We start from the raw sequence: 17,864 nt of genomic DNA, 5'->3' as shown, positions 1-17,864 counted from the left end.
TATGTTAAGATACGGGGCAATAGATATAGGTTCTAATGCTGTTAGATTATTAATAGCAGATATAATTAAGAACGAAAAGGGCTACAAGTATACTAAGAATTTATTGTTGCGTGTTCCGCTTAGGTTAGGTGATGATGCATTTATAAATCAAAATTTATCGCCTAAAAAAATAGAGGATTTAATAAATACCATGATTGCTTTTAAAAAGTTGATGGAGGTTTTTAATGTATCTATTTATTTAGCCTGTGCTACATCGGCTATGCGTGAAGCAAAAAATGGAAAAGAGGTAATTAATAAGATTAAAGAAACAGCAGCGCTAGATATAGAAATTATAGAAGGACAACGTGAAGCCAATATAATTTATGCTAATCATATAGAGGAAAAGTTAGATCCAGATAAGAACTACTTATATATTGATGTGGGTGGTGGTAGTACAGAGCTTTCAATATTCATCGGAAGAAAATTAATCCAATCGAAATCTTTTAATATTGGTGGTATTAGAATGCTCGATAATCAGGATAGACCAGAAACTTGGACTGAAATGCGGGAATGGATTAAAGAACATACCTCAAAATTGAAGAATCTTTATGGGATAGGAACTGGGGGCAATATTAATAAGTTGTTTAGAATGAGTGGAGAAAAGGAAGATGTTGCATTATCTGTTACTAAACTCCAAAAAATGTATAGCGAACTAAATAGTTATAGTTTAAAAGAAAGGATGAAAAAATTTGACCTAAAAGCGGATAGGGCAGATGTAATTATTCCTGCAAGTGAAATTTATATTACCATTGCTAAATGGGCTGGAATTAAACATATTTATGTTCCAAAGGTTGGCCTAGCAGACGGTATTATAAGAATGCTGATGGAAGAGAATTTGTAGAAGAGGAGAAGACAGTAGACAGTAGACGGTAGACAGTAGACATTAGACAATAGACAATAGACAGTATTTAGACTATAGACTAAATACTATTTACTAACTACTAACTACATGATTAAATACTTAATAGTCAATAACCTGATCTTTTAAACCAGCAGGTAATTCTCTATAATTATATTGTTGGCCGCGTAATTGTGGTGTAAACCCAGCTTCTAGTATCGCTTCTTGTATACCACCAGCAGTAAATCTATGAGGTGCTCCAGCAGCAGAAACAACATTTTCTTCAATCATAATTGATCCAAAATCGTTGGCGCCAGCATGTAAACAAATTTGAGCAACATGTTTTCCTACGGTTAACCAAGAAGCCTGAATATTTTTGATATTAGGTAACATAATTCTACTTAAAGCCAACATTCGGATATATTCATCACCCGTAACATTGTTTTTTATTCCTCTTAATCTATTTAATAAAGTGCCATCGTCTTGGAATGGCCATGGAATAAATGCTAGGAATCCATTAGCATCTGAAGGTTTCTCCGATTGAACTTCTCTAATCCAAACTAAATGTTCAAATCTTTCTTCAATAGTTTCAACGTGTCCAAACATCATGGTAGCAGAAGTAGTAATGTTTAGCTGATGCGCAGCTCGCATTACATCTAACCATTCTTTTCCACCGCATTTTCCTTTACTAATTAAACGTCTTACACGGTCGTTTAAGATTTCTGCACCAGCACCTGGAAGGGAGTCCATACCAGCATCTTTTAAAACCTGAAGTACATGAGTATGCGAATAACCTCCTAATTTTGCTATGTGTGCAATTTCTGGGGGACCTAAAGCATGAAGTTTTAAATCGGGATAAAGTTCTTTTAATTTTTTAAAAAGGTCTGCATAAAACTCTAATCCTAAATCGGGATGATGCCCGCCTTGAAGTAGAAGTTGATCGCCACCCAATCTAAATGTTTCTTCAATTTTTTGTTTGTAAGTTTCTATATCTGTAATATAACTTTCTTCGTGGCCTGGGCGTCTAAAAAAATTACAAAACTTACAGTTGGCGATACAAACATTTGTTGTATTTACATTTCTATCAATCTGCCAAGTTACTTTTCCAGACGGAACTTGAATAATTCTAAGTTCATTGGCTACATAAGCTAATTCTGCAGTACTTGCGTTATGATATAAAAAAACACCTTCTTCTTTTGTTAAGAATTCAAATTGAAGTGCTCTTTTTAGTAAATCCGAAACATTCATGTACAAATATAGTAAGTAAAGTCCGAAAGTAGGTAAAGTCCGAAAGACAGTAAGACAGTGAAGACCGAAAGACAGTAAGACAGTAAAGACCGAAAGACCGAAAGACGGGAAAGTCGAGTAGATCTAAAGTCCGTGAAGTTTGAAAGATGATTATGTGTCCTTTTTTGCTTATTTGGTAAGTCTTCTTGCTATTCCATTCTAACTTCCCAACTTTCCCAACTTCTCGGACTATCCAACTTTCCCGACTTTCCCGACTTCTCGGACTTTCCAACTTCCCAACTACTTTCCTTATATTTGCACATATAAATTATGATAAAATTTGAACGTTTTACCTTGGATAACGGACTTCGAGTTCTAATCCATGAAGATCATACTACACCAATGGCGGTGTTAAATGTATTGTACGATGTAGGTGCTCGTGATGAGGATGAACATAGAACTGGTTTTGCGCATTTATTTGAGCATTTAATGTTTGGCGGCTCTATTAATATTCCAAGTTACGATGAACCCTTGCAGCGTGTGGGTGGTGAGAATAATGCATTTACAAGTAACGATATAACTAATTATTATATAACACTTCCAGCTGAAAATTTAGAAACTGCTTTTTGGTTGGAGAGCGATCGTATGTTGGATCTTGCCTTTTCCGAAAAAAGTTTAGATGTTCAGCGAAACGTAGTATCTGAGGAGTTTAAACAACGCTATTTAAATCAGCCTTATGGCGATGTGTGGTTAAAATTACGACCATTAGTTTATACAAGGCATCCTTATAAATGGGCCACCATAGGTAAAGAGTTAAAACATATTGAAGAAGCGACAATAGAAGATGTAAAAGCTTTTTTCAAGAAACATTATCATCCAGCAAATGCAATTTTAGTTGTAGGAGGCGATGTAAATAGAGCGCAAGTTGAAGAATTGTCTAAGAAATGGTTCGGTCCGATTAATGCTGGAGAAAAAATCGTTAGAAGTTTACCAGTTGAACCTGAACAAACAAAATTTAGATCTTTAACTGTAAAGGCAGATGTTCCTCAAAATTCAATTTACATGGCTTTTAAAATGCCAGGTAGGTTAGATAAGGATTTTTATGCGTACGATTTATTATCAGATATTTTATCGATGGGTCAATCTTCTAGGTTGCATCAGCACTTAGTAAAAGATAATCCTTTGTTTAGCGATATAAACGCTTATATAACTTCAAGTATTGATCCAGGAATGTTTTTAATTGAAGGTAGATTATCTACTGGAGTATCAGTAGAAGAAGCTGAACAAGCTATCTGGAATGAATTAGATTTACTAAAAAAAGATGGTATTTCTGAGTCAGAATTGGTTAAAGTTAAAAACAAAGGCGCTGCAATCGAAGCATTTAATAGATTAAGTTTATTAGATAAAGCCATGGATTTAGCTTATCATGAATTACTAGGTGATGCCGAAGGAATTAATTTAGAGAGAGATAAATATAATGCTGTAACTACGGCAGAAATTTTAAAATTAGTAGAGCAAAAGTTTGGTCGCGAAAAATGCTCTATTTTATATTATTTAGCGAATGATAAATAGAACTGTAGCCCCTAAGGCCAATCCAATAAACCATATTAATTTTTTAAAGCCAGAATTAAAACACCTTAATAACAATATACCTGTTTATTTTATGAAGGGTGGTGAGCAGGAAATGCTCCGTTTAGAAATTTTAGTGGAGAACAAATATTTTGATGTAAATAAACCATTGAAAGGAATGGCTGTTAGTGCGCTTCTTAAAAATGGAACCACTAAACGTTCGGCGAAAGAACTGGTAGAAATTATTGATCAATATGGTGCATTTTTTGATGCAGAATATACATCCGACCGTATAATTGTAACACTTTATGTTTTAGAAAAATATTGGAATCAGGTTCTACCTATTGTTAAAGAAGTTGTTCAAGAAAGTATTTTTCCAGAAGAAGAATTGGTGATTTATAAAAGAAATCAACAACAAAAATTTAAAGTAAACATGCAAAAAAATGATTTCTTAGCTAAGAAAACTTTTGCGCATGAAGTTTTTGGAGATACTCCATACGGAATAGATATTCAGTTATCGCATTATGATTTGTTAACGCGTGAAGATTTAATCGAATATTATAATCAGTCGTTTATTCCAAATAACATGAGTATTATTCTTTCTGGGAATATAAAACCTAGTTATTTTGAAGATTTAAATGGATTTTTTGGCGAAAATAAAGTGATCGACAATCTACCTGAAGCCAAAAAATACAGTTTTGAACCAACTATTGGTAGAAAGGTTTATTTAGAAAAACCTGATGCTCTTCAATCTGCCATAAGAATTGGAAATATCTCTATCAATAGAAAACATGAAGATTACGCTGGATTATGCGTGTTAGTTTGTGTTTTAGGGGGTTATTTTGGTTCTCGATTAATGACAAATATTAGGGAAGATAAAGGCTATACTTATGGGATTGGAGCCGCAATAGTGCCATTAAAAGAAGTCGGACAGTTTTACATTACAACTGAGGTAGGTGTTGATGTATGTGCATCGGCATTAGAAGAGATTTATAAAGAAATTGAGCGATTAAGAACCGAGGAAATTACGGAGAAGGAACTAGATTTAGTAAGGAACTTTATGTTGGGCTCATTGTTAGGAAGCTTAGAAAATATTTTTTCTCATACACAGAAATTTAAAAATTTATTGTTTTCTGGTATGGATTACGCGTATTTTGAGCACTATATAAATGTAGTTAAAACGATTGATGCATCGACCTTAAAAACTTTAGCTCAGAAATATTTAGAGCCCGCTAATTTTGTAGAGGTGGTTGTCGGCAAGAAGTAAAATCTTATTTTTTAGGAATAGAATTATAATTTTCAATGTTTTTTCTTTAAATTTGCCCCGCAAATAATCCTTATTAATTTATTTGCACATGCAGCCAAATTCCTCAAAATTTATAGCAGAAGGTTTAACATTTGATGATGTTTTACTCGTTCCTTCTTACTCAGAAATTTTACCTAGAGACGTTGATACTTCAACTTGGTTAACCAAGAAAATTCGTTTAAAAGTGCCGTTGGTATCTGCCGCTATGGATACAGTTACCGAAGCTGAGTTGGCTATTGCCATTGCTCAGAATGGTGGATTAGGGATGCTACATAAAAACATGAGCATTCAAAATCAAGCCGAAGAGGTGCGCAAAGTTAAACGTTCTGAAAGTGGAATGATTACCGACCCGGTAACTTTACACGAGTCTTCTGTAGTAGCTGATGCTTTTCAGATTATGAAGGAATTTAAAATAGGTGGGATTCCAGTAGTAAATGATTCAGGTAAATTGGTTGGAATTATTACAAACCGCGATTTAAGATTTCAAAAAGACATGGAAAGACCTATCGTTGAAATCATGACGAGCGAAAACTTAATTACAGCACCAGAAGGTACAAATCTTGTACAAGCTGAAGAAATACTTCAGAACCATAAAATAGAAAAACTTCCAGTTGTGAATAGCGAAGGGTTATTAAGAGGATTAATCACCTTTAAGGATATTCAAAAAGTTAAGCATTACCCTGCAGCTTGTAAGGATGAGCATGGTAGATTGCGTGTAGGTGCTGCGGTTGGTGTAACTGCCGATACATTAGAAAGGGTAGATGCATTGGTGAAAGCGGGAGTTGATGTAATTGCAATTGATACTGCGCATGGCCATTCTAAAGGCGTAATTGATAAATTAAAAGAAGTTAAAGCAAAATACCCTGAATTACAAGTAATTGCTGGTAATATTGCTACTGGCGCTGCGGCAAAAGCATTGGCAGAAGCAGGTGCAGATGCAGTAAAAGTAGGTATTGGTCCGGGTTCTATTTGTACAACCAGAATTATCGCTGGTGTGGGTGTACCTCAATTATATGCCGTTTATGAATGCGCATTAGCGCTAGAAGGTACTGGCGTTCCAGTAATTGCAGATGGTGGTATAAAGCATACAGGAGATATTTCTAAAGCTATTGCTGCAGGTGCTAGTTCTGTTATGGCTGGTTCTTTATTTGCTGGTGTAGAAGAATCGCCAGGTGAAACCATTATCTATGAGGGAAGGAAGTTTAAATCTTATAGAGGGATGGGTTCTATTGAAGCCATGGAAAAAGGATCAAAAGATCGTTATTTCCAAGATGTTGAAGATGATATTAAGAAACTTGTTCCAGAAGGAATTGTAGGTAGAGTACCTTATAAAGGCACATTAGCTGAAGTAATGTATCAATATGTTGGAGGTTTGAGAGCTAGTATGGGTTATTGTGGATCTGCTACGATTGAGCAATTACAAAAAGCTCAATTTGTAAAGATAACCGCTGCTGGTATGAGAGAAAGTCATCCACACGATATTACTATTACTAAAGAAGCACCAAATTATAGTAGATAATCATGAAATTACGCTCTGTTTGTATTTATTGTGGCGCTAATTTTAACGGTAATCCTGAGCTAATAATACTCATTGAACAACTTACGGAAGTTTTAACTTCACAAGGTATTTTTGTAGTATATGGAGGCGGAAAGGTTGGTTTGATGGGGTTAGTGGCCGATAATATGCTGTTGCGTAATGGAATTGTAAAAGGTGTGATTCCTCAGTTTCTTTTAGATAAAGAAGTTGGACATACAGGCGTTACAGAACTAATAATAACTGAAAATATGCACCAGCGTAAGCAAAAAATGGCAGATCTTTCTGATTCATTTTTGATTTTACCGGGTGGTTTTGGTACATTAGAAGAACTTTTTGAGGTGCTTACATGGCTGCAACTTGGGTTGCATAACAAGCCAATAGGAATTCTAAATTTTAATGGTTTTTACGACCCATTAATTGCTCAATTAGATAGAATGGTTGAAGAAGGTTTTTTGAAACCTAAAAATAGAGATTTACTTTTTGTAGAATCAGACCCTTCTATTTTAATAAACAAAATGAGCGAGTTTTCTGAAACCCCAGATGAAGTTTGGTTTAAAGATAGAAATCTAAGTTAAGAAATGGTTATAATAGACTCACACGAATCTTTTGCCCGATTCCTAGGACAAGAAATAGGAATTTCTAATTGGCATAAGGTAACACAAGAACAAATAAACAAGTTTGCTGATGCAACTTTAGATCACCAATGGATTCATTGTGATGCAGAAAGGGCAGCAATAGAAAGTCCATTCAAAAAAACCATTGCTCATGGTTATTTATCACTTTCTTTAATTCCATTGTTATGGAAACAAATAACGGAAGTTAAGAATTTAAAAATGGAGATTAACTATGGAATAGAGAGTCTTCGTTTTGCACAACCAGTGTTGGTAGATAGTGAAATTAGGCTAAGAGTAAAGTTAAGTAATATTGTAAATCTACGTGGCGTTACAAAGGTTACAATTGCGCTAACTATGGAAATAAAAGATGAGGCAAAACCTGCTTTTACAGGTGAAACCGTCTTTTTATATCATTTCAATAATTAAAAATTTATTTAATTCATAAATTTTTTAGTGATTAAAATGGCCTCATTTTCATCACTTGCACAGACATTACAATAGGTCCCAATTCCATTAATGGGACCTTCATATTCCCATTTAAAAGTTTTTAAATATTTCCCTGAATTGTCTGCAATTTGTAGCTGATTTCCATTAATCATTACAAATAATTGTAGTTTATTAGCGAATTGTATTTTAAAACACGGTACTCCTTTAAAATTGCTTAATCCAGCATATGTAATTTTGGCTTCAGTTTTATCTTTACCATAGTTGTAAGTGATAAAATCTTTTTCTCCTTCGTTATTTACCCAAAATCCAAAACTTTCATAATTTTCTTCACCTGTTGTTCCAGTAGAATAGGTGGCAACTTTTTGCGCCCAACTATTGGTGAAAAATAAACCGAATATTAAGATTAAAACTAAGTTTTTCATTTTCTAAAATTAAAGTTTTGAATTTGCAAAATTACTTTACTATTTCAGGATTTGGTCTAAAAGTTTCAATTATTATAGAATAATGACTGTTAGTGAAATAGGATAAAAAAAATCTATCATTTTGAATCTAATTGACCTGTAAATTCACGAATTGAAATTAGCGAATTCAATTAAAATAAATTAAATTGCAGACATGAATATCGACCAAAATCGCAACGAAGACATCAATAAACAACTGGTTTCTGAATTAAAGTATAGATTAAGTGTAATTGAGAAAGGTGGGGGAGAAAAGAGTGCCAAAAAGCATAAAGAAAAGGGTAAAATGCTGGCAAGAGAACGAATCGCTTACTTGTTAGATGATCATTCAAATTTTTTAGAAATAGGGGCATTTGCTGCCGATGGAATGTACCAAGATCAAGGAGGATGTCCTTCTGCAGGTGTAATTTGTGGTATAGGTTATATTTCGGGTAAACAGTGCATGATTGTTGCCAACGATGCAACTGTGAAAGCTGGTGCATGGTTTCCTATGACTGCAAAGAAAAATCTTCGCGCACAAGAGATTGCTATGGAAAATAAATTGCCAATTATCTATCTTGTAGATAGTGCTGGGGTTTATTTGCCTATGCAAGATGAAATTTTCCCAGATAAAGAACATTTCGGAAGGATATTTAGGAATAATGCTCAAATGTCTGCAGAAGGAATAGTTCAAATTTCTGCAATTATGGGTGCTTGTGTAGCTGGAGGTGCATATTTGCCCATTATGAGCGATGAGGCTATGATTGTTGAGGGAACAGGTTCAGTTTTTTTAGCAGGTTCTTATTTGGTGCGATCTGCCATCGGAGAAGATGTAGATAACGAAACTTTAGGTGGTGCCGAAACTCATTCAGGAATTTCTGGTGTTACTGATTATAAACATCCAAATGATCAAGCTTGTCTGGATAGTATTAAAAATATTGTAAGTAAAATTGGTAATCCAGAAAATGCAGGGTTTAACCGAATTGCTCCAGTTATGCCAGCCAAAGATCCTGCAGAATTATACGGGATACTTCCTGATAATAGAGAAAAGCCCTATGATATGCATGATATTATTGACCGTTTAGTTGATAATTCTGAATTTGAAGAGTATAAGAAGGAGTACGGACAAAGTATATTATGTGGATTAGCTAGAATAGATGGGTGGTCTGTAGGAATTGTTGCCAATCAACGCAAAGTTGTAAAATCTAAAAAAGGTGAAATGCAATTTGGGGGTGTTATTTATTCTGATAGTGCAGATAAAGCTGCGCGATTTATAATGAATTGTAATCAGAAAAAAATTCCATTGGTATTTTTACAAGATGTTACAGGGTTTATGGTTGGAAGCAGATCGGAACATGGAGGAATTATTAAAGATGGAGCCAAAATGGTTAGTGCTGTAGCGAATTCTGTAGTGCCAAAATTCACTATCGTAGTAGGCAATTCTTATGGGGCAGGAAATTATGCTATGTGTGGTAAGGCTTATGATCCAAGATTAATTTATGCATGGCCTTCGGCAAGAATTGCAGTAATGGGTGGAGCTCAAGCAGCAAAGGTATTATTGCAAATTCAGGAATCTTCGCTTAAAGCTAAAGGGGAGGTGATTGATGATAAAGTGAAAGAAAACTTATTAAACCAGATTGTAAAGGATTACGATGCGCAAACGTCGCCTTATTATGCTGCATCTAGACTTTGGGTTGATGGTATTATTGATCCGTTAGAAACTAGAAAAGTAATATCTATGGGTATAGAGGCCGCTCAGCAGTCGCCAATAACTAAAAGATTTAACCCTGGTATTATTCAAACCTAGGATAACAATATGCATAAATTATCTACCTTTTTAGGAATATTATTACTCAGTATCTCGTCAAATACATGGGCTCAGGATGCAAAGATCATTCATAATTCTGCTATTGTTGTAGATACTCATGGTGATATTTTACATAATCAGATAAAATCGGGGGTCGATTTAGCAAAATTTCAGCCATCAGGTCAGTTTGACTTAATAAGAGCTAAAGCTGGAGGTTTAGATGTTCAAATTTTTGCGGTATGGAGCGATGAAAAAGGAAATTATAAAGCCGCGATAGAGCAAATAGATTCATTAAATGCCTTAATAAAGCGAAATCCTGATAAAATTGAACTAGTAAATTCCAGTAAATCGGTTCTAAATGCTGTGAAAAATGGGAAACTGGCAGCATTAATTGGTGTAGAAGGCGGACATATGATCGATGAAAATTTAGATTATATAGATTCTTTGGCATCTAAAGGAATGATCTATCTAACTTTAACTTGGAACAATAGCTTGTCGTGGGCAAGTTCTGCTGCAGATGAGTCTAAAAATAAAGTATTAGCATCTTCAGCTGGATTAAATGATTTTGGTAAATCGGTTATTGCTAGATTGAATAAAGTGGGTGTTATGGTTGATTTATCTCATGTTGGTGAAAAAACCTTTTACGACGCTTTAAAATACACCACAAAGCCAGTTTTGGTTTCTCATAGTTCTGTTCATTCCATAAATCCTGTACCAAGAAACTTAACCGATGATCAGATAAAAGCAATTGGCAAAAATGGAGGTGTAATTTCAGTGAATTTTTACAGTGGATTTTTAGATCCAGAATATGACAATAATAGAAAGAAATTTTTCGATAAATATGAGTCGGAAATAAAATCTTTAACTAGCTCAATAGGAAGGTCTAAAGCCATAGATAGTGTAGTAAATATTCATATAAAAGAAGCTCAATTGTTGGGTCCTTCTATAGATAAAATTGCTGATCATATAGATCATATTGTAAAACTAATCGGGGTAAATCATGTAGGAATTGGGGCTGATTTTGATGGAGCAGAATCTTTTCCTCAAGGCATGAATAGTGTAGCAGATTTTCCTAAGTTAACAGAAGTTTTAAATAAACGAGGATATTCAAAAAATGAAATTCATAAAATTTTAGGTGGTAATTTTTTAAGACTTTTAAAAGACATTAAGGGGATATAAAATCTTTAAAAATTCTTAATTTTGTTTTAAGAAATATCACTCATCTCTACAAAAAATCAAATGCAAAATAACGACGTACAAGAGCATGTTCAATGCTTAATAATTGGTTCTGGTCCGGCTGGATATACAGCTGCAATTTACGCTGCTAGAGCAGATATGAAACCTGTAATGTATACAGGGATGGAAGCAGGCGGACAATTAACAAAAACTACAGATGTTGATAATTTTCCTGGTTATCCTGAAGGTGTTATGGGTCCAGAGATGATGGAAGATTTTAGAAAACAGGCCGAACGTTTTGGAACTGATATTAGATTTGGATATGTAAGTTCAGTTGATTTTTCTTCACTTCCACATAAAGTTGTGGTTGATGAAACTAAAACAATTACTGCCGATACCGTAATTATAGCTACCGGTGCAACCGCTAAATGGTTGGGCTTAGAAAGTGAGCAAAAATATAATGGATTCGGGGTTTCTGCATGTGCTGTATGTGATGGTTTTTTCTTTAGAGGCCAAGATGTTGCAATTGTAGGTGCAGGTGATACAGCAGCAGAAGAAGCTACTTATCTCGCTAAACTATGTAATAAGGTTTATATGCTGGTTAGAAGAGACGAATTTAGAGCTTCTAAAGCTATGGTAAACAGGGTTTTAAATACGCCAAACTTAGAGGTTTTATACAATACAGAAGCCGAAGAGGTTATAGGTGATGGAAAAAATGTCACAGGTCTTAAAGTTAGAAATAATGTTAGCGGAGAAACCAAGGAACTAAATATCACTGGATTTTTTGTTGCTATTGGTCATAAACCCAATACAGATATTTTTAAAGGTCAATTAGATATGGATGAAACAGGATATTTAATTACCAAGCCAGGCTCATCTTTAACTAATATAGAGGGTGTATTTGCTTGCGGAGACGTACAAGATAATTATTACCGTCAGGCCATAACTGCAGCTGGTTCTGGTTGTATGGCTGCTTTAGATGCAGAGCGTTATTTGGCATCAAAAGAACATGCTTAAAACTAATCGGTTTATAGGTTTTTTCAGGTCATTTTTAATTTTAACCTGCCTATTATCTTTAACATCTTTTCAGCCAGTTTCTGATTTTTATCAGCTTCCCAGAGTAAAAGTTATTGGCGTTAGAGATGGTGATACTATAGATATTATTACTATAGAAAAGTTTACCATAACTATTCGCCTTGATGGAATAGACTGTCCAGAAAAAAAGCAAGCTTTTGGAGAGAAAGCAAAGCAATTTACTTCTGATTTTAGTTTTGGAAAATATGTTAGAATAAAGAACAATGGCAAAGATGGATATGGTAGAGTTATAGGTGAAGTATTTAATGACAAAGGAGTTTCATTAAATAAATCGCTTTTAAAGCAAGGATTGGCTTGGCATTATAAACAATATTCTAAATCTGCAGAATTAGCTCAATTGGAAAATGAAGCTAGAAAATTAAAAAAGGGATTATGGATAGATAAAAATCCAATTTCGCCTTGGGAATTTAGAAAGTTGCCTAAAATTAAAAAGTAAAAACTATAATTAATTTCTTAATGCTTCATACTTTTTATAATTTGGTTTTTTAAATCATAAACTCAAATGAAAAAGTATATAAAATTAATCGTGTTTTTTAACATTATTCTTATGATGTTCGCTTGTGGTGGCGATAAACAGTCTACCGAGCAATCACAAACCAATGTTGCACCGCAATCAAAGAATCCGTTTCATTTTTATAAGAAAGTAGAAATTAGACCAGGATTAGATTTCGAAGCTATTTCGTGGGGTAATAGTAATGATTCTGTAGGCGGTGTTTCTATTTTAATGTCTGATTCTCTTCACAGTAAATTTAAAGCGCTTAGTTTAGAAAGAGAAGGAAAGATAAAAGGTTTTTGGAATCTAGATTTGGATACGGATGGAAATCCAGAACTTTATGTGGAGTTATTGAGCAATAAAAATCAATCGGATTTATTGGTTTATGAATTTGAAGATAACGAATTTAGGAAGATTACATTTCCATCATTACCAACTAAATTTAAAAATGATTATTTAGGAAACGATAAATTTAATATTAAAAGCGGCGAATTATTTAGGACTTTTACCATTAAAAGTGATTCTTTAAATACGCCTAACAAAGAAATATTAATTCAATATAAAATTCAAAACAATAACTTTAGTTCTAAACAAATAGAAAACCCTTAATTATAAGATTCTAATAAATTATCAATATAATTATCCCAGTTCTGCTGGGATTTTTTGTTTAAACTATGTTCAGTTTCTTCGTCGTATTGTTTTTGTAAATTATCGTATTTTTTAATAATTGAATCTCCTAATTTTTTGATGGTAGTTTTATAATCTTTAGCAGAATACTTTGCTTTAACTAAAACTCTTTCAGCTTCCTTTTTTAATAAAAAATTTAGGTTAACATGACCTTGTTCATGATTTAATAGATAATCTTTTTCTTCTTTATTTTTAATTCGATCAGATTTATACCAACTTTTTTGTGGATTTACATCTGCATGGAAATTAAATTTTAAACTCACCTTATTATTGGAAACAGCAGACTCATAACCATATCTAAAAACTAATGAAGTTAAGGCAGTATATTTTGATTTGAGGTTGGGTTCACCTTTAAAATGCACGTCCCAATTTAATTTTATAGGCTTATGTTGGGGAATTGCTGTAATTAAGAATAATGCAGAAAATAAAACTATGTATTTAAACATACAGTAAGTTACGAAAAACAGATTGTATTACGACTTAAATTGAGCGCTTAATCTTTCTAATTTCTCAATTAATGCTTCTATTCTATCTTTTTCTCTACGCATTACAATTTTTCTTACATAAGTAGAGCAAAATAGAATCCATCCAAAAGTAAAGATAATTGCTAACCACCTCCATTCGATAGAGAAGTATTGAAGAATTTCTATGAAATAAAGTGCAATTCCTACAGTTAGTGCAATAACATAAATCCAGTAAGTAGAATTATATAATTTATACCTATTTATTTGATATTGCTTTAAATACGTTAAATATTCGGCTGGGTAGGCGGTGAAATCAGTTTTATTAATCAGCACATGATCTTTATAAAGTAAAACCGAATAAACTATGATACTTAAAATAGTTATGCCTAATCCAATATTAGTGGTTATTGATGAAAAAGTTAAGAAATACCATAAAACACATAAAACAATTATACAGCCTACCATTAAAATAATATTCACGAATGATTTATTCTTTAGCGTGCCAACATCTTTTTTTACCTGCGCAAGCATCTCATCTGAAGAAATTTTAGCTTCAACAGAATGATCATTCCAAATTTTTTCTATGAAATCAAAGTTTTGCATGCTGATTATATAATTCGGTTAATTTCTGTTTTATTCTATGTATTCTTACTCTTAGATTTCCTTCACTAATACCAGAAATTTCCGCTATTTCCGGATAGGGTATTTCGTCTAAAACCATAGTTATAATAAACCTATCATTTTCTTCTAGCTTAGAAATACTTTTATAGAGTAGAGCAATCTGCTCGTTTTTTTCTGAATACTCTTCCGACTTATTTTCAATAATATTATCTGTTAATTCGTCTTTTGCTTGTCTTTTTTCTGTTCTTAAATAGGTTAAGCAGGTATTTACAGCAATTCTATATATCCAGGTAGAAAGGAGAGATTTGTTTCTGAACTTATCTAAATTTTGCCAAACCTTCATGAAAGTTTCTTGCAATAAATCATTGGCTATATCAGAATCACCGGTATAACCATAGCATAAATGGAAAATCTTTTTAGAATTTGCCTCAAAAATTTGTTTGAATAATTGATCTTTTTGCTCCATTTACGATATAATCGGTAACTATTAGATAGTAAGTAGTGGAAAATGTTACGATATTTTTCAAAGCAAAAGTAATAATTGTTTGCTTCATAGTCTCAAATAATTACTTTTGTTGGACGAATTAAAAAAATATACATGATTAAAAAGCGTATTGGGTTAATTACATTGTTAATGATTACCATTGCCTCTGTAATGGCCATTCTAAAAGATTTTAACATCGTAGCGATTTCGGATCCAGCTATGATGAGCGTTAGATGGATATTAGCTGTTGTTCTATTTTACTTTGCTATTGTTAAAAAGAATCTTACAACATGGATACTTGTTTGTATGACGATAGGGATATTTGTGGGTGTAGATTATCCGAGTGTAGCAGTAGCTATGCAACCTTTAAGTAAAGGATTTATTAAATTGGTTAAAACTATTGTAGGGCCGATTTTATTTTCAACTTTAGTGGTAGGTATTGCTGGACATAGCGATTTAAAGCAAGTTGGTAGAATGGGATGGAAGTCGATGGTTTATTTTTACTGTGCTACTACAATTGCTTTATTTATTGGTCTTGCAGCTATTAATATATCAAAAGCAGGTGTTGGTGTTGATATTTCAAATATTCCGCATACTGAACTTCCAAAACCGGCAGTAGATCCAGGTGATGCTTTAATGTTAGAACAGCTTCCAGAAAATGTACATTGGTTATATAAAACCTTAGCTTTTTTTAGAAATATATTTCCAGAAAACATAGCTAAAGCCATCTATGATGCACAAGTATTACAAATTGTAATCTTCTCTGTTCTATTCGGGATAGGTTTAGCCATGATAGACGAAAAGAAGAAAAAACCACTGGTAGATTTTTGTGAGAGTTTGGCAGAAACCATGTTTAAGTTTACTAATTTAATCATGTATTTTGCGCCAATTGGAGTTGGGGCTGCTATGGCTTATACAGTTGGACATATGGGCGTAGAGATATTAAAGAACCTCTTTATGTTGGTTGCCACTTTATATGTTGCTTTGATAGCATTTATATTAATTGTGTTGTACCCAATAGCATTATATAATAAAGTTCCTATTAAGAAGTTTATTAATGCTATAAAAGAACCTGTAAGTATTGCATTTGCAACAACAAGTTCAGATGCAGCGCTTCCAAAAGCGATGAGTGCAATGGAGAAATTTGGTGTGCCTAGAAAAATTGTATCGTTTGTAATTCCAACTGGGTACAGTTTCAATTTAGATGGTACTACATTATATCTTTCTTTAGCTTCTATATTTGTTGCTCAAGCAGCAGGTATTCATTTAAGTTTTAGCGAGCAATTATTAATTGTTTTTACTCTTATGATTAGTAGTAAGGGTGTAGCTGCAATTCCTAGAGCCTCTTTAATTATATTAATTGCAACTGCAGATCAATTTGGTTTACCAACGTTTATTATTGCTGCAATTTTAGGAGTTGATGAATTGATGGACATGGCAAGAACATCAGTAAACGTAATTGGTAACTGTTTGGCAACTGTTGTAATTGCAAGATGGGAAGGCGAATATGATCCAGAAGCACCTACTCCAGAGTTAACTTAATTATTAATTTAAATTTATAATTGTGTCTGATAGAACCAAGAAAATATTCCTTGCCATTGTAATTGTAATACCATTCTTAATTTATTGTGTTATTTATTATAGACCAATGATTATGAATGCTCCATTTAAGTCGTCGGAGTTTGTTTCTTTACAATATAGCTGGGGCCCTGGGAATAATCAAATAAATAAATATGATTCTGCAACTGGAGCATATCAGTATGAAAATGCGCAGGATTCATTAATAAAAACTACAGTTAAGTTAAAGCAGAATGAAATTATTTATTTGCATAGCAAGGCAAACGAATTAGGTTTTTGGAATTTACCAGAATTGATTGCAAATCCGGGAACCGATCTAAATTCAAATAAAGCTTTAAGATATGTGATGACCATTAATTATCAACGTAGGTCGAAAACAGTAACCTTACTTACTGATTATAATGGAAGTGAGAAATTGAAAGATGTGGCAACGCAAATGCAGAAAATATTTTTCACTACTATATCTGATGCTGATGCGCGTTATGGCAAGGCTGAAAATTAAAATATTTTGTGAAATAGGGGTAAGAAGTAAAAGATATTTTTAATTATCAAAATAAACCCATATATTTGCACCTCGTAAAAAATAACAATAACAAAAAATAAATAAACAATGTACGCAATAGTAAATATAGCTGGACAGCAATTCAAGGTTGCAAAAGACCAGCATCTTTTTGTACACAGATTACAAGGGGATGAAGGCGCTAGTATTGAATTTGACAATGTGTTGTTGGTTGATAATGGTGGAAAAATTTCTTTAGGTGCTGATGCATTAAAAGGAGCCAAAGTTTCAGCTACGATCGTGTCTCATTTAAAAGGTGATAAAGTGATCGTTTTCAAAAAGAAACGTAGAAAAGGTTACAAAAAGAAAAATGGTCACCGTCAATCATTCACTAAGATTCAAATTTCAGGAATCAGTTTATAATAAATTGTTAACTTTAATCCTTTAATAGGGTTTTTAAAATATAAAAAATGGCACATAAAAAAGGAGCCGGTAGTTCGAAGAACGGTCGCGAAAGTCATAGCAAACGCCTAGGTATTAAAATATTTGGTGGTCAATCAGCTATTGCTGGAAACATTATTGTTCGTCAGCGTGGAACTAAACACCATCCAGATTTAAATGTTGGATTAGGTAAAGACCATACTTTATTTGCATTAGTAGACGGTACAGTAGTATTCAAAAAGAAAAGAGATAACAAATCTTATGTTTCAATTCTTCCATTAACAGAAGCACCAGTTGCACCTGCTAAAAAAGTTGAAGCAAAAGAAGTTGTAGAAGCTCCAGTTAAAAAGGCTCCTGCAAAAAAAGCAGCTGCTCCAAAAGCAGAAAAAGCTACTGAAACTGCTGAGTAATTATTACTCGCAAAATATTATTAAAAAACCCCGAAATTTTTATTTCGGGGTTTTTTGTTTTGGAATATTATTTAATAGTAAGAATAAAAAAAAGG

At 33.2% G+C, this 17,864-nt stretch carries 20 protein-coding genes; 15 read left to right on the top strand and 5 right to left on the bottom strand.

Annotated elements, in window-relative coordinates; translation table 11 throughout:
- The first annotated feature begins 1 nt into the window (after position 1).
- A complete protein-coding gene (locus tag VRU49_RS10050) occupies positions 2-880 on the top strand; it encodes a Ppx/GppA phosphatase family protein (RefSeq protein WP_330146653.1) in 879 nt (292 codons plus the stop codon).
- A gap of 120 nt (positions 881-1,000) precedes the next feature.
- On the opposite strand, the gene VRU49_RS10045 is transcribed toward VRU49_RS10050, so the two are convergent.
- On the bottom strand, positions 1,001-2,125 hold the full coding sequence (locus VRU49_RS10045; RefSeq protein WP_330146652.1) for a CofH family radical SAM protein: 1,125 nt from the start codon (positions 2,123-2,125) through the stop codon (positions 1,001-1,003).
- Between the two features lie 309 nt (positions 2,126-2,434).
- On the opposite strand from VRU49_RS10045, the gene VRU49_RS10040 reads away from it, so the two are divergent.
- The 5 genes from VRU49_RS10040 to VRU49_RS10020 all read left to right on the top strand — a co-directional run bounded on the left by VRU49_RS10040 (position 2,435) and on the right by VRU49_RS10020 (position 7,556).
- Positions 2,435-3,676: a M16 family metallopeptidase gene (locus tag VRU49_RS10040; RefSeq protein WP_330146651.1), complete on the top strand. Its 1,242-nt coding sequence runs from the start codon at positions 2,435-2,437 to the stop codon at positions 3,674-3,676.
- Positions 3,666-4,940 (top strand): M16 family metallopeptidase, encoded by a 1,275-nt coding sequence (locus VRU49_RS10035; protein ID WP_330146650.1) that lies wholly within the window; start codon positions 3,666-3,668, stop codon positions 4,938-4,940. Before VRU49_RS10040 ends, VRU49_RS10035 begins: the two co-directional genes overlap by 11 nt.
- Before the next feature lie 88 nt (positions 4,941-5,028).
- The gene (guaB, locus tag VRU49_RS10030; protein WP_330146649.1) at positions 5,029-6,498 is read left to right on the top strand and encodes an IMP dehydrogenase; all 1,470 of its coding nucleotides are present in this window, start codon (positions 5,029-5,031) and stop codon (positions 6,496-6,498) included.
- Between the two features lie 2 nt (positions 6,499-6,500).
- Positions 6,501-7,091 carry an LOG family protein gene (locus VRU49_RS10025; RefSeq protein WP_330146648.1) on the top strand — a complete coding sequence of 197 codons (591 nt, stop codon included), beginning with the start codon at positions 6,501-6,503 and terminating at the stop codon, positions 7,089-7,091.
- Between the two features lie 3 nt (positions 7,092-7,094).
- Positions 7,095-7,556 carry a MaoC family dehydratase gene (locus VRU49_RS10020; RefSeq protein ID WP_330146647.1) on the top strand — a complete coding sequence of 154 codons (462 nt, stop codon included), beginning with the start codon at positions 7,095-7,097 and terminating at the stop codon, positions 7,554-7,556.
- 8 nt (positions 7,557-7,564) lie between these two features.
- Here VRU49_RS10020 and VRU49_RS10015 read toward each other — a convergent pair whose 3' ends face one another.
- The gene (locus VRU49_RS10015) at positions 7,565-7,999 is read right to left on the bottom strand and encodes a hypothetical protein (protein ID WP_330146646.1); all 435 of its coding nucleotides are present in this window, start codon (positions 7,997-7,999) and stop codon (positions 7,565-7,567) included.
- Positions 8,000-8,192: 193 nt separating this feature from the next.
- On the opposite strand from VRU49_RS10015, the gene VRU49_RS10010 reads away from it, so the two are divergent.
- The 5 genes from VRU49_RS10010 (at position 8,193) to VRU49_RS09990 (ending at position 13,194) form a co-directional block, all read left to right on the top strand.
- On the top strand, positions 8,193-9,821 hold the full coding sequence (locus tag VRU49_RS10010; protein WP_330146645.1) for an acyl-CoA carboxylase subunit beta: 1,629 nt from the start codon (positions 8,193-8,195) through the stop codon (positions 9,819-9,821).
- 9 nt (positions 9,822-9,830) lie between these two features.
- Positions 9,831-11,000 (top strand): dipeptidase, encoded by a 1,170-nt coding sequence (locus VRU49_RS10005; protein ID WP_330146644.1) that lies wholly within the window; start codon positions 9,831-9,833, stop codon positions 10,998-11,000.
- Positions 11,001-11,060: 60 nt separating this feature from the next.
- Complete coding sequence (gene trxB, locus VRU49_RS10000; RefSeq protein ID WP_330146643.1) at positions 11,061-12,014, top strand: thioredoxin-disulfide reductase; 954 nt, start codon at positions 11,061-11,063, stop codon at positions 12,012-12,014.
- The gene (locus tag VRU49_RS09995) at positions 12,007-12,528 is read left to right on the top strand and encodes a thermonuclease family protein (RefSeq protein ID WP_330146642.1); all 522 of its coding nucleotides are present in this window, start codon (positions 12,007-12,009) and stop codon (positions 12,526-12,528) included. Before trxB ends, VRU49_RS09995 begins: the two co-directional genes overlap by 8 nt.
- 66 nt (positions 12,529-12,594) lie before the next feature.
- On the top strand, positions 12,595-13,194 hold the full coding sequence (locus tag VRU49_RS09990) for a hypothetical protein (protein ID WP_330146641.1): 600 nt from the start codon (positions 12,595-12,597) through the stop codon (positions 13,192-13,194).
- On the opposite strand, the gene VRU49_RS09985 is transcribed toward VRU49_RS09990, so the two are convergent.
- The 3 genes from VRU49_RS09985 to VRU49_RS09975 are packed head-to-tail and all read right to left on the bottom strand — an operon-like array spanning position 13,191 to position 14,823.
- Positions 13,191-13,718 (bottom strand): DUF922 domain-containing protein, encoded by a 528-nt coding sequence (locus VRU49_RS09985; RefSeq protein ID WP_330146640.1) that lies wholly within the window; start codon positions 13,716-13,718, stop codon positions 13,191-13,193. The genes VRU49_RS09990 and VRU49_RS09985 overlap by 4 nt on opposite strands.
- Before the next feature lie 27 nt (positions 13,719-13,745).
- On the bottom strand, positions 13,746-14,339 hold the full coding sequence (locus tag VRU49_RS09980) for a hypothetical protein (RefSeq protein ID WP_330146639.1): 594 nt from the start codon (positions 14,337-14,339) through the stop codon (positions 13,746-13,748).
- Positions 14,326-14,823, bottom strand: coding sequence for an RNA polymerase sigma factor (locus tag VRU49_RS09975; protein ID WP_330146638.1), 498 nt, complete (start codon positions 14,821-14,823; stop codon positions 14,326-14,328). The genes VRU49_RS09980 and VRU49_RS09975 overlap by 14 nt, the downstream gene beginning before the upstream one ends.
- 132 nt (positions 14,824-14,955) lie before the next feature.
- Between VRU49_RS09975 and VRU49_RS09970 the strand changes: the two genes are divergently transcribed.
- The 4 genes from VRU49_RS09970 to rpmA all read left to right on the top strand — a co-directional run bounded on the left by VRU49_RS09970 (position 14,956) and on the right by rpmA (position 17,769).
- Positions 14,956-16,383 carry a dicarboxylate/amino acid:cation symporter gene (locus VRU49_RS09970; protein ID WP_330146637.1) on the top strand — a complete coding sequence of 476 codons (1,428 nt, stop codon included), beginning with the start codon at positions 14,956-14,958 and terminating at the stop codon, positions 16,381-16,383.
- A gap of 22 nt (positions 16,384-16,405) precedes the next feature.
- Entirely contained in the window at positions 16,406-16,921 is a 516-nt protein-coding gene (locus VRU49_RS09965; RefSeq protein ID WP_330146636.1) for a hypothetical protein, read from the top strand.
- 108 nt (positions 16,922-17,029) lie between these two features.
- Entirely contained in the window at positions 17,030-17,341 is a 312-nt protein-coding gene (gene rplU, locus VRU49_RS09960; protein WP_330146635.1) for a 50S ribosomal protein L21, read from the top strand.
- Between the two features lie 47 nt (positions 17,342-17,388).
- Positions 17,389-17,769, top strand: a complete 381-nt coding sequence (gene rpmA / locus VRU49_RS09955; protein WP_330146634.1) for a 50S ribosomal protein L27 — start codon at positions 17,389-17,391, stop codon at positions 17,767-17,769.
- Positions 17,770-17,864 lie beyond the last annotated feature (95 nt).

The organism is Pedobacter flavus (assembly GCF_036324285.1).
Classification (GTDB): Bacteria; Bacteroidota; Bacteroidia; order Sphingobacteriales; family Sphingobacteriaceae; genus Pedobacter; species Pedobacter flavus.
Note: the sequence above shows the minus strand (reverse complement) of the source record. Positions and strands in the feature narration are given on the sequence as shown.

Coding starts and splice junctions, on each gene's coding strand:
- VRU49_RS10050 (WP_330146653.1), top strand. CDS start 2: ATGTTAAGATACGGGGCAATAGATATAGGTTCTAATGCTGTTAGATTA.
- VRU49_RS10045 (WP_330146652.1), bottom strand. CDS start 2,125: ATGAATGTTTCGGATTTACTAAAAAGAGCACTTCAATTTGAATTCTTA.
- VRU49_RS10040 (WP_330146651.1), top strand. CDS start 2,435: ATGATAAAATTTGAACGTTTTACCTTGGATAACGGACTTCGAGTTCTA.
- VRU49_RS10035 (WP_330146650.1), top strand. CDS start 3,666: ATGATAAATAGAACTGTAGCCCCTAAGGCCAATCCAATAAACCATATT.
- guaB (WP_330146649.1), top strand. CDS start 5,029: ATGCAGCCAAATTCCTCAAAATTTATAGCAGAAGGTTTAACATTTGAT.
- VRU49_RS10025 (WP_330146648.1), top strand. CDS start 6,501: ATGAAATTACGCTCTGTTTGTATTTATTGTGGCGCTAATTTTAACGGT.
- VRU49_RS10020 (WP_330146647.1), top strand. CDS start 7,095: ATGGTTATAATAGACTCACACGAATCTTTTGCCCGATTCCTAGGACAA.
- VRU49_RS10015 (WP_330146646.1), bottom strand. CDS start 7,999: ATGAAAAACTTAGTTTTAATCTTAATATTCGGTTTATTTTTCACCAAT.
- VRU49_RS10010 (WP_330146645.1), top strand. CDS start 8,193: ATGAATATCGACCAAAATCGCAACGAAGACATCAATAAACAACTGGTT.
- VRU49_RS10005 (WP_330146644.1), top strand. CDS start 9,831: ATGCATAAATTATCTACCTTTTTAGGAATATTATTACTCAGTATCTCG.
- trxB (WP_330146643.1), top strand. CDS start 11,061: ATGCAAAATAACGACGTACAAGAGCATGTTCAATGCTTAATAATTGGT.
- VRU49_RS09995 (WP_330146642.1), top strand. CDS start 12,007: ATGCTTAAAACTAATCGGTTTATAGGTTTTTTCAGGTCATTTTTAATT.
- VRU49_RS09990 (WP_330146641.1), top strand. CDS start 12,595: ATGAAAAAGTATATAAAATTAATCGTGTTTTTTAACATTATTCTTATG.
- VRU49_RS09985 (WP_330146640.1), bottom strand. CDS start 13,718: ATGTTTAAATACATAGTTTTATTTTCTGCATTATTCTTAATTACAGCA.
- VRU49_RS09980 (WP_330146639.1), bottom strand. CDS start 14,339: ATGCAAAACTTTGATTTCATAGAAAAAATTTGGAATGATCATTCTGTT.
- VRU49_RS09975 (WP_330146638.1), bottom strand. CDS start 14,823: ATGGAGCAAAAAGATCAATTATTCAAACAAATTTTTGAGGCAAATTCT.
- VRU49_RS09970 (WP_330146637.1), top strand. CDS start 14,956: ATGATTAAAAAGCGTATTGGGTTAATTACATTGTTAATGATTACCATT.
- rplU (WP_330146635.1), top strand. CDS start 17,030: ATGTACGCAATAGTAAATATAGCTGGACAGCAATTCAAGGTTGCAAAA.
- rpmA (WP_330146634.1), top strand. CDS start 17,389: ATGGCACATAAAAAAGGAGCCGGTAGTTCGAAGAACGGTCGCGAAAGT.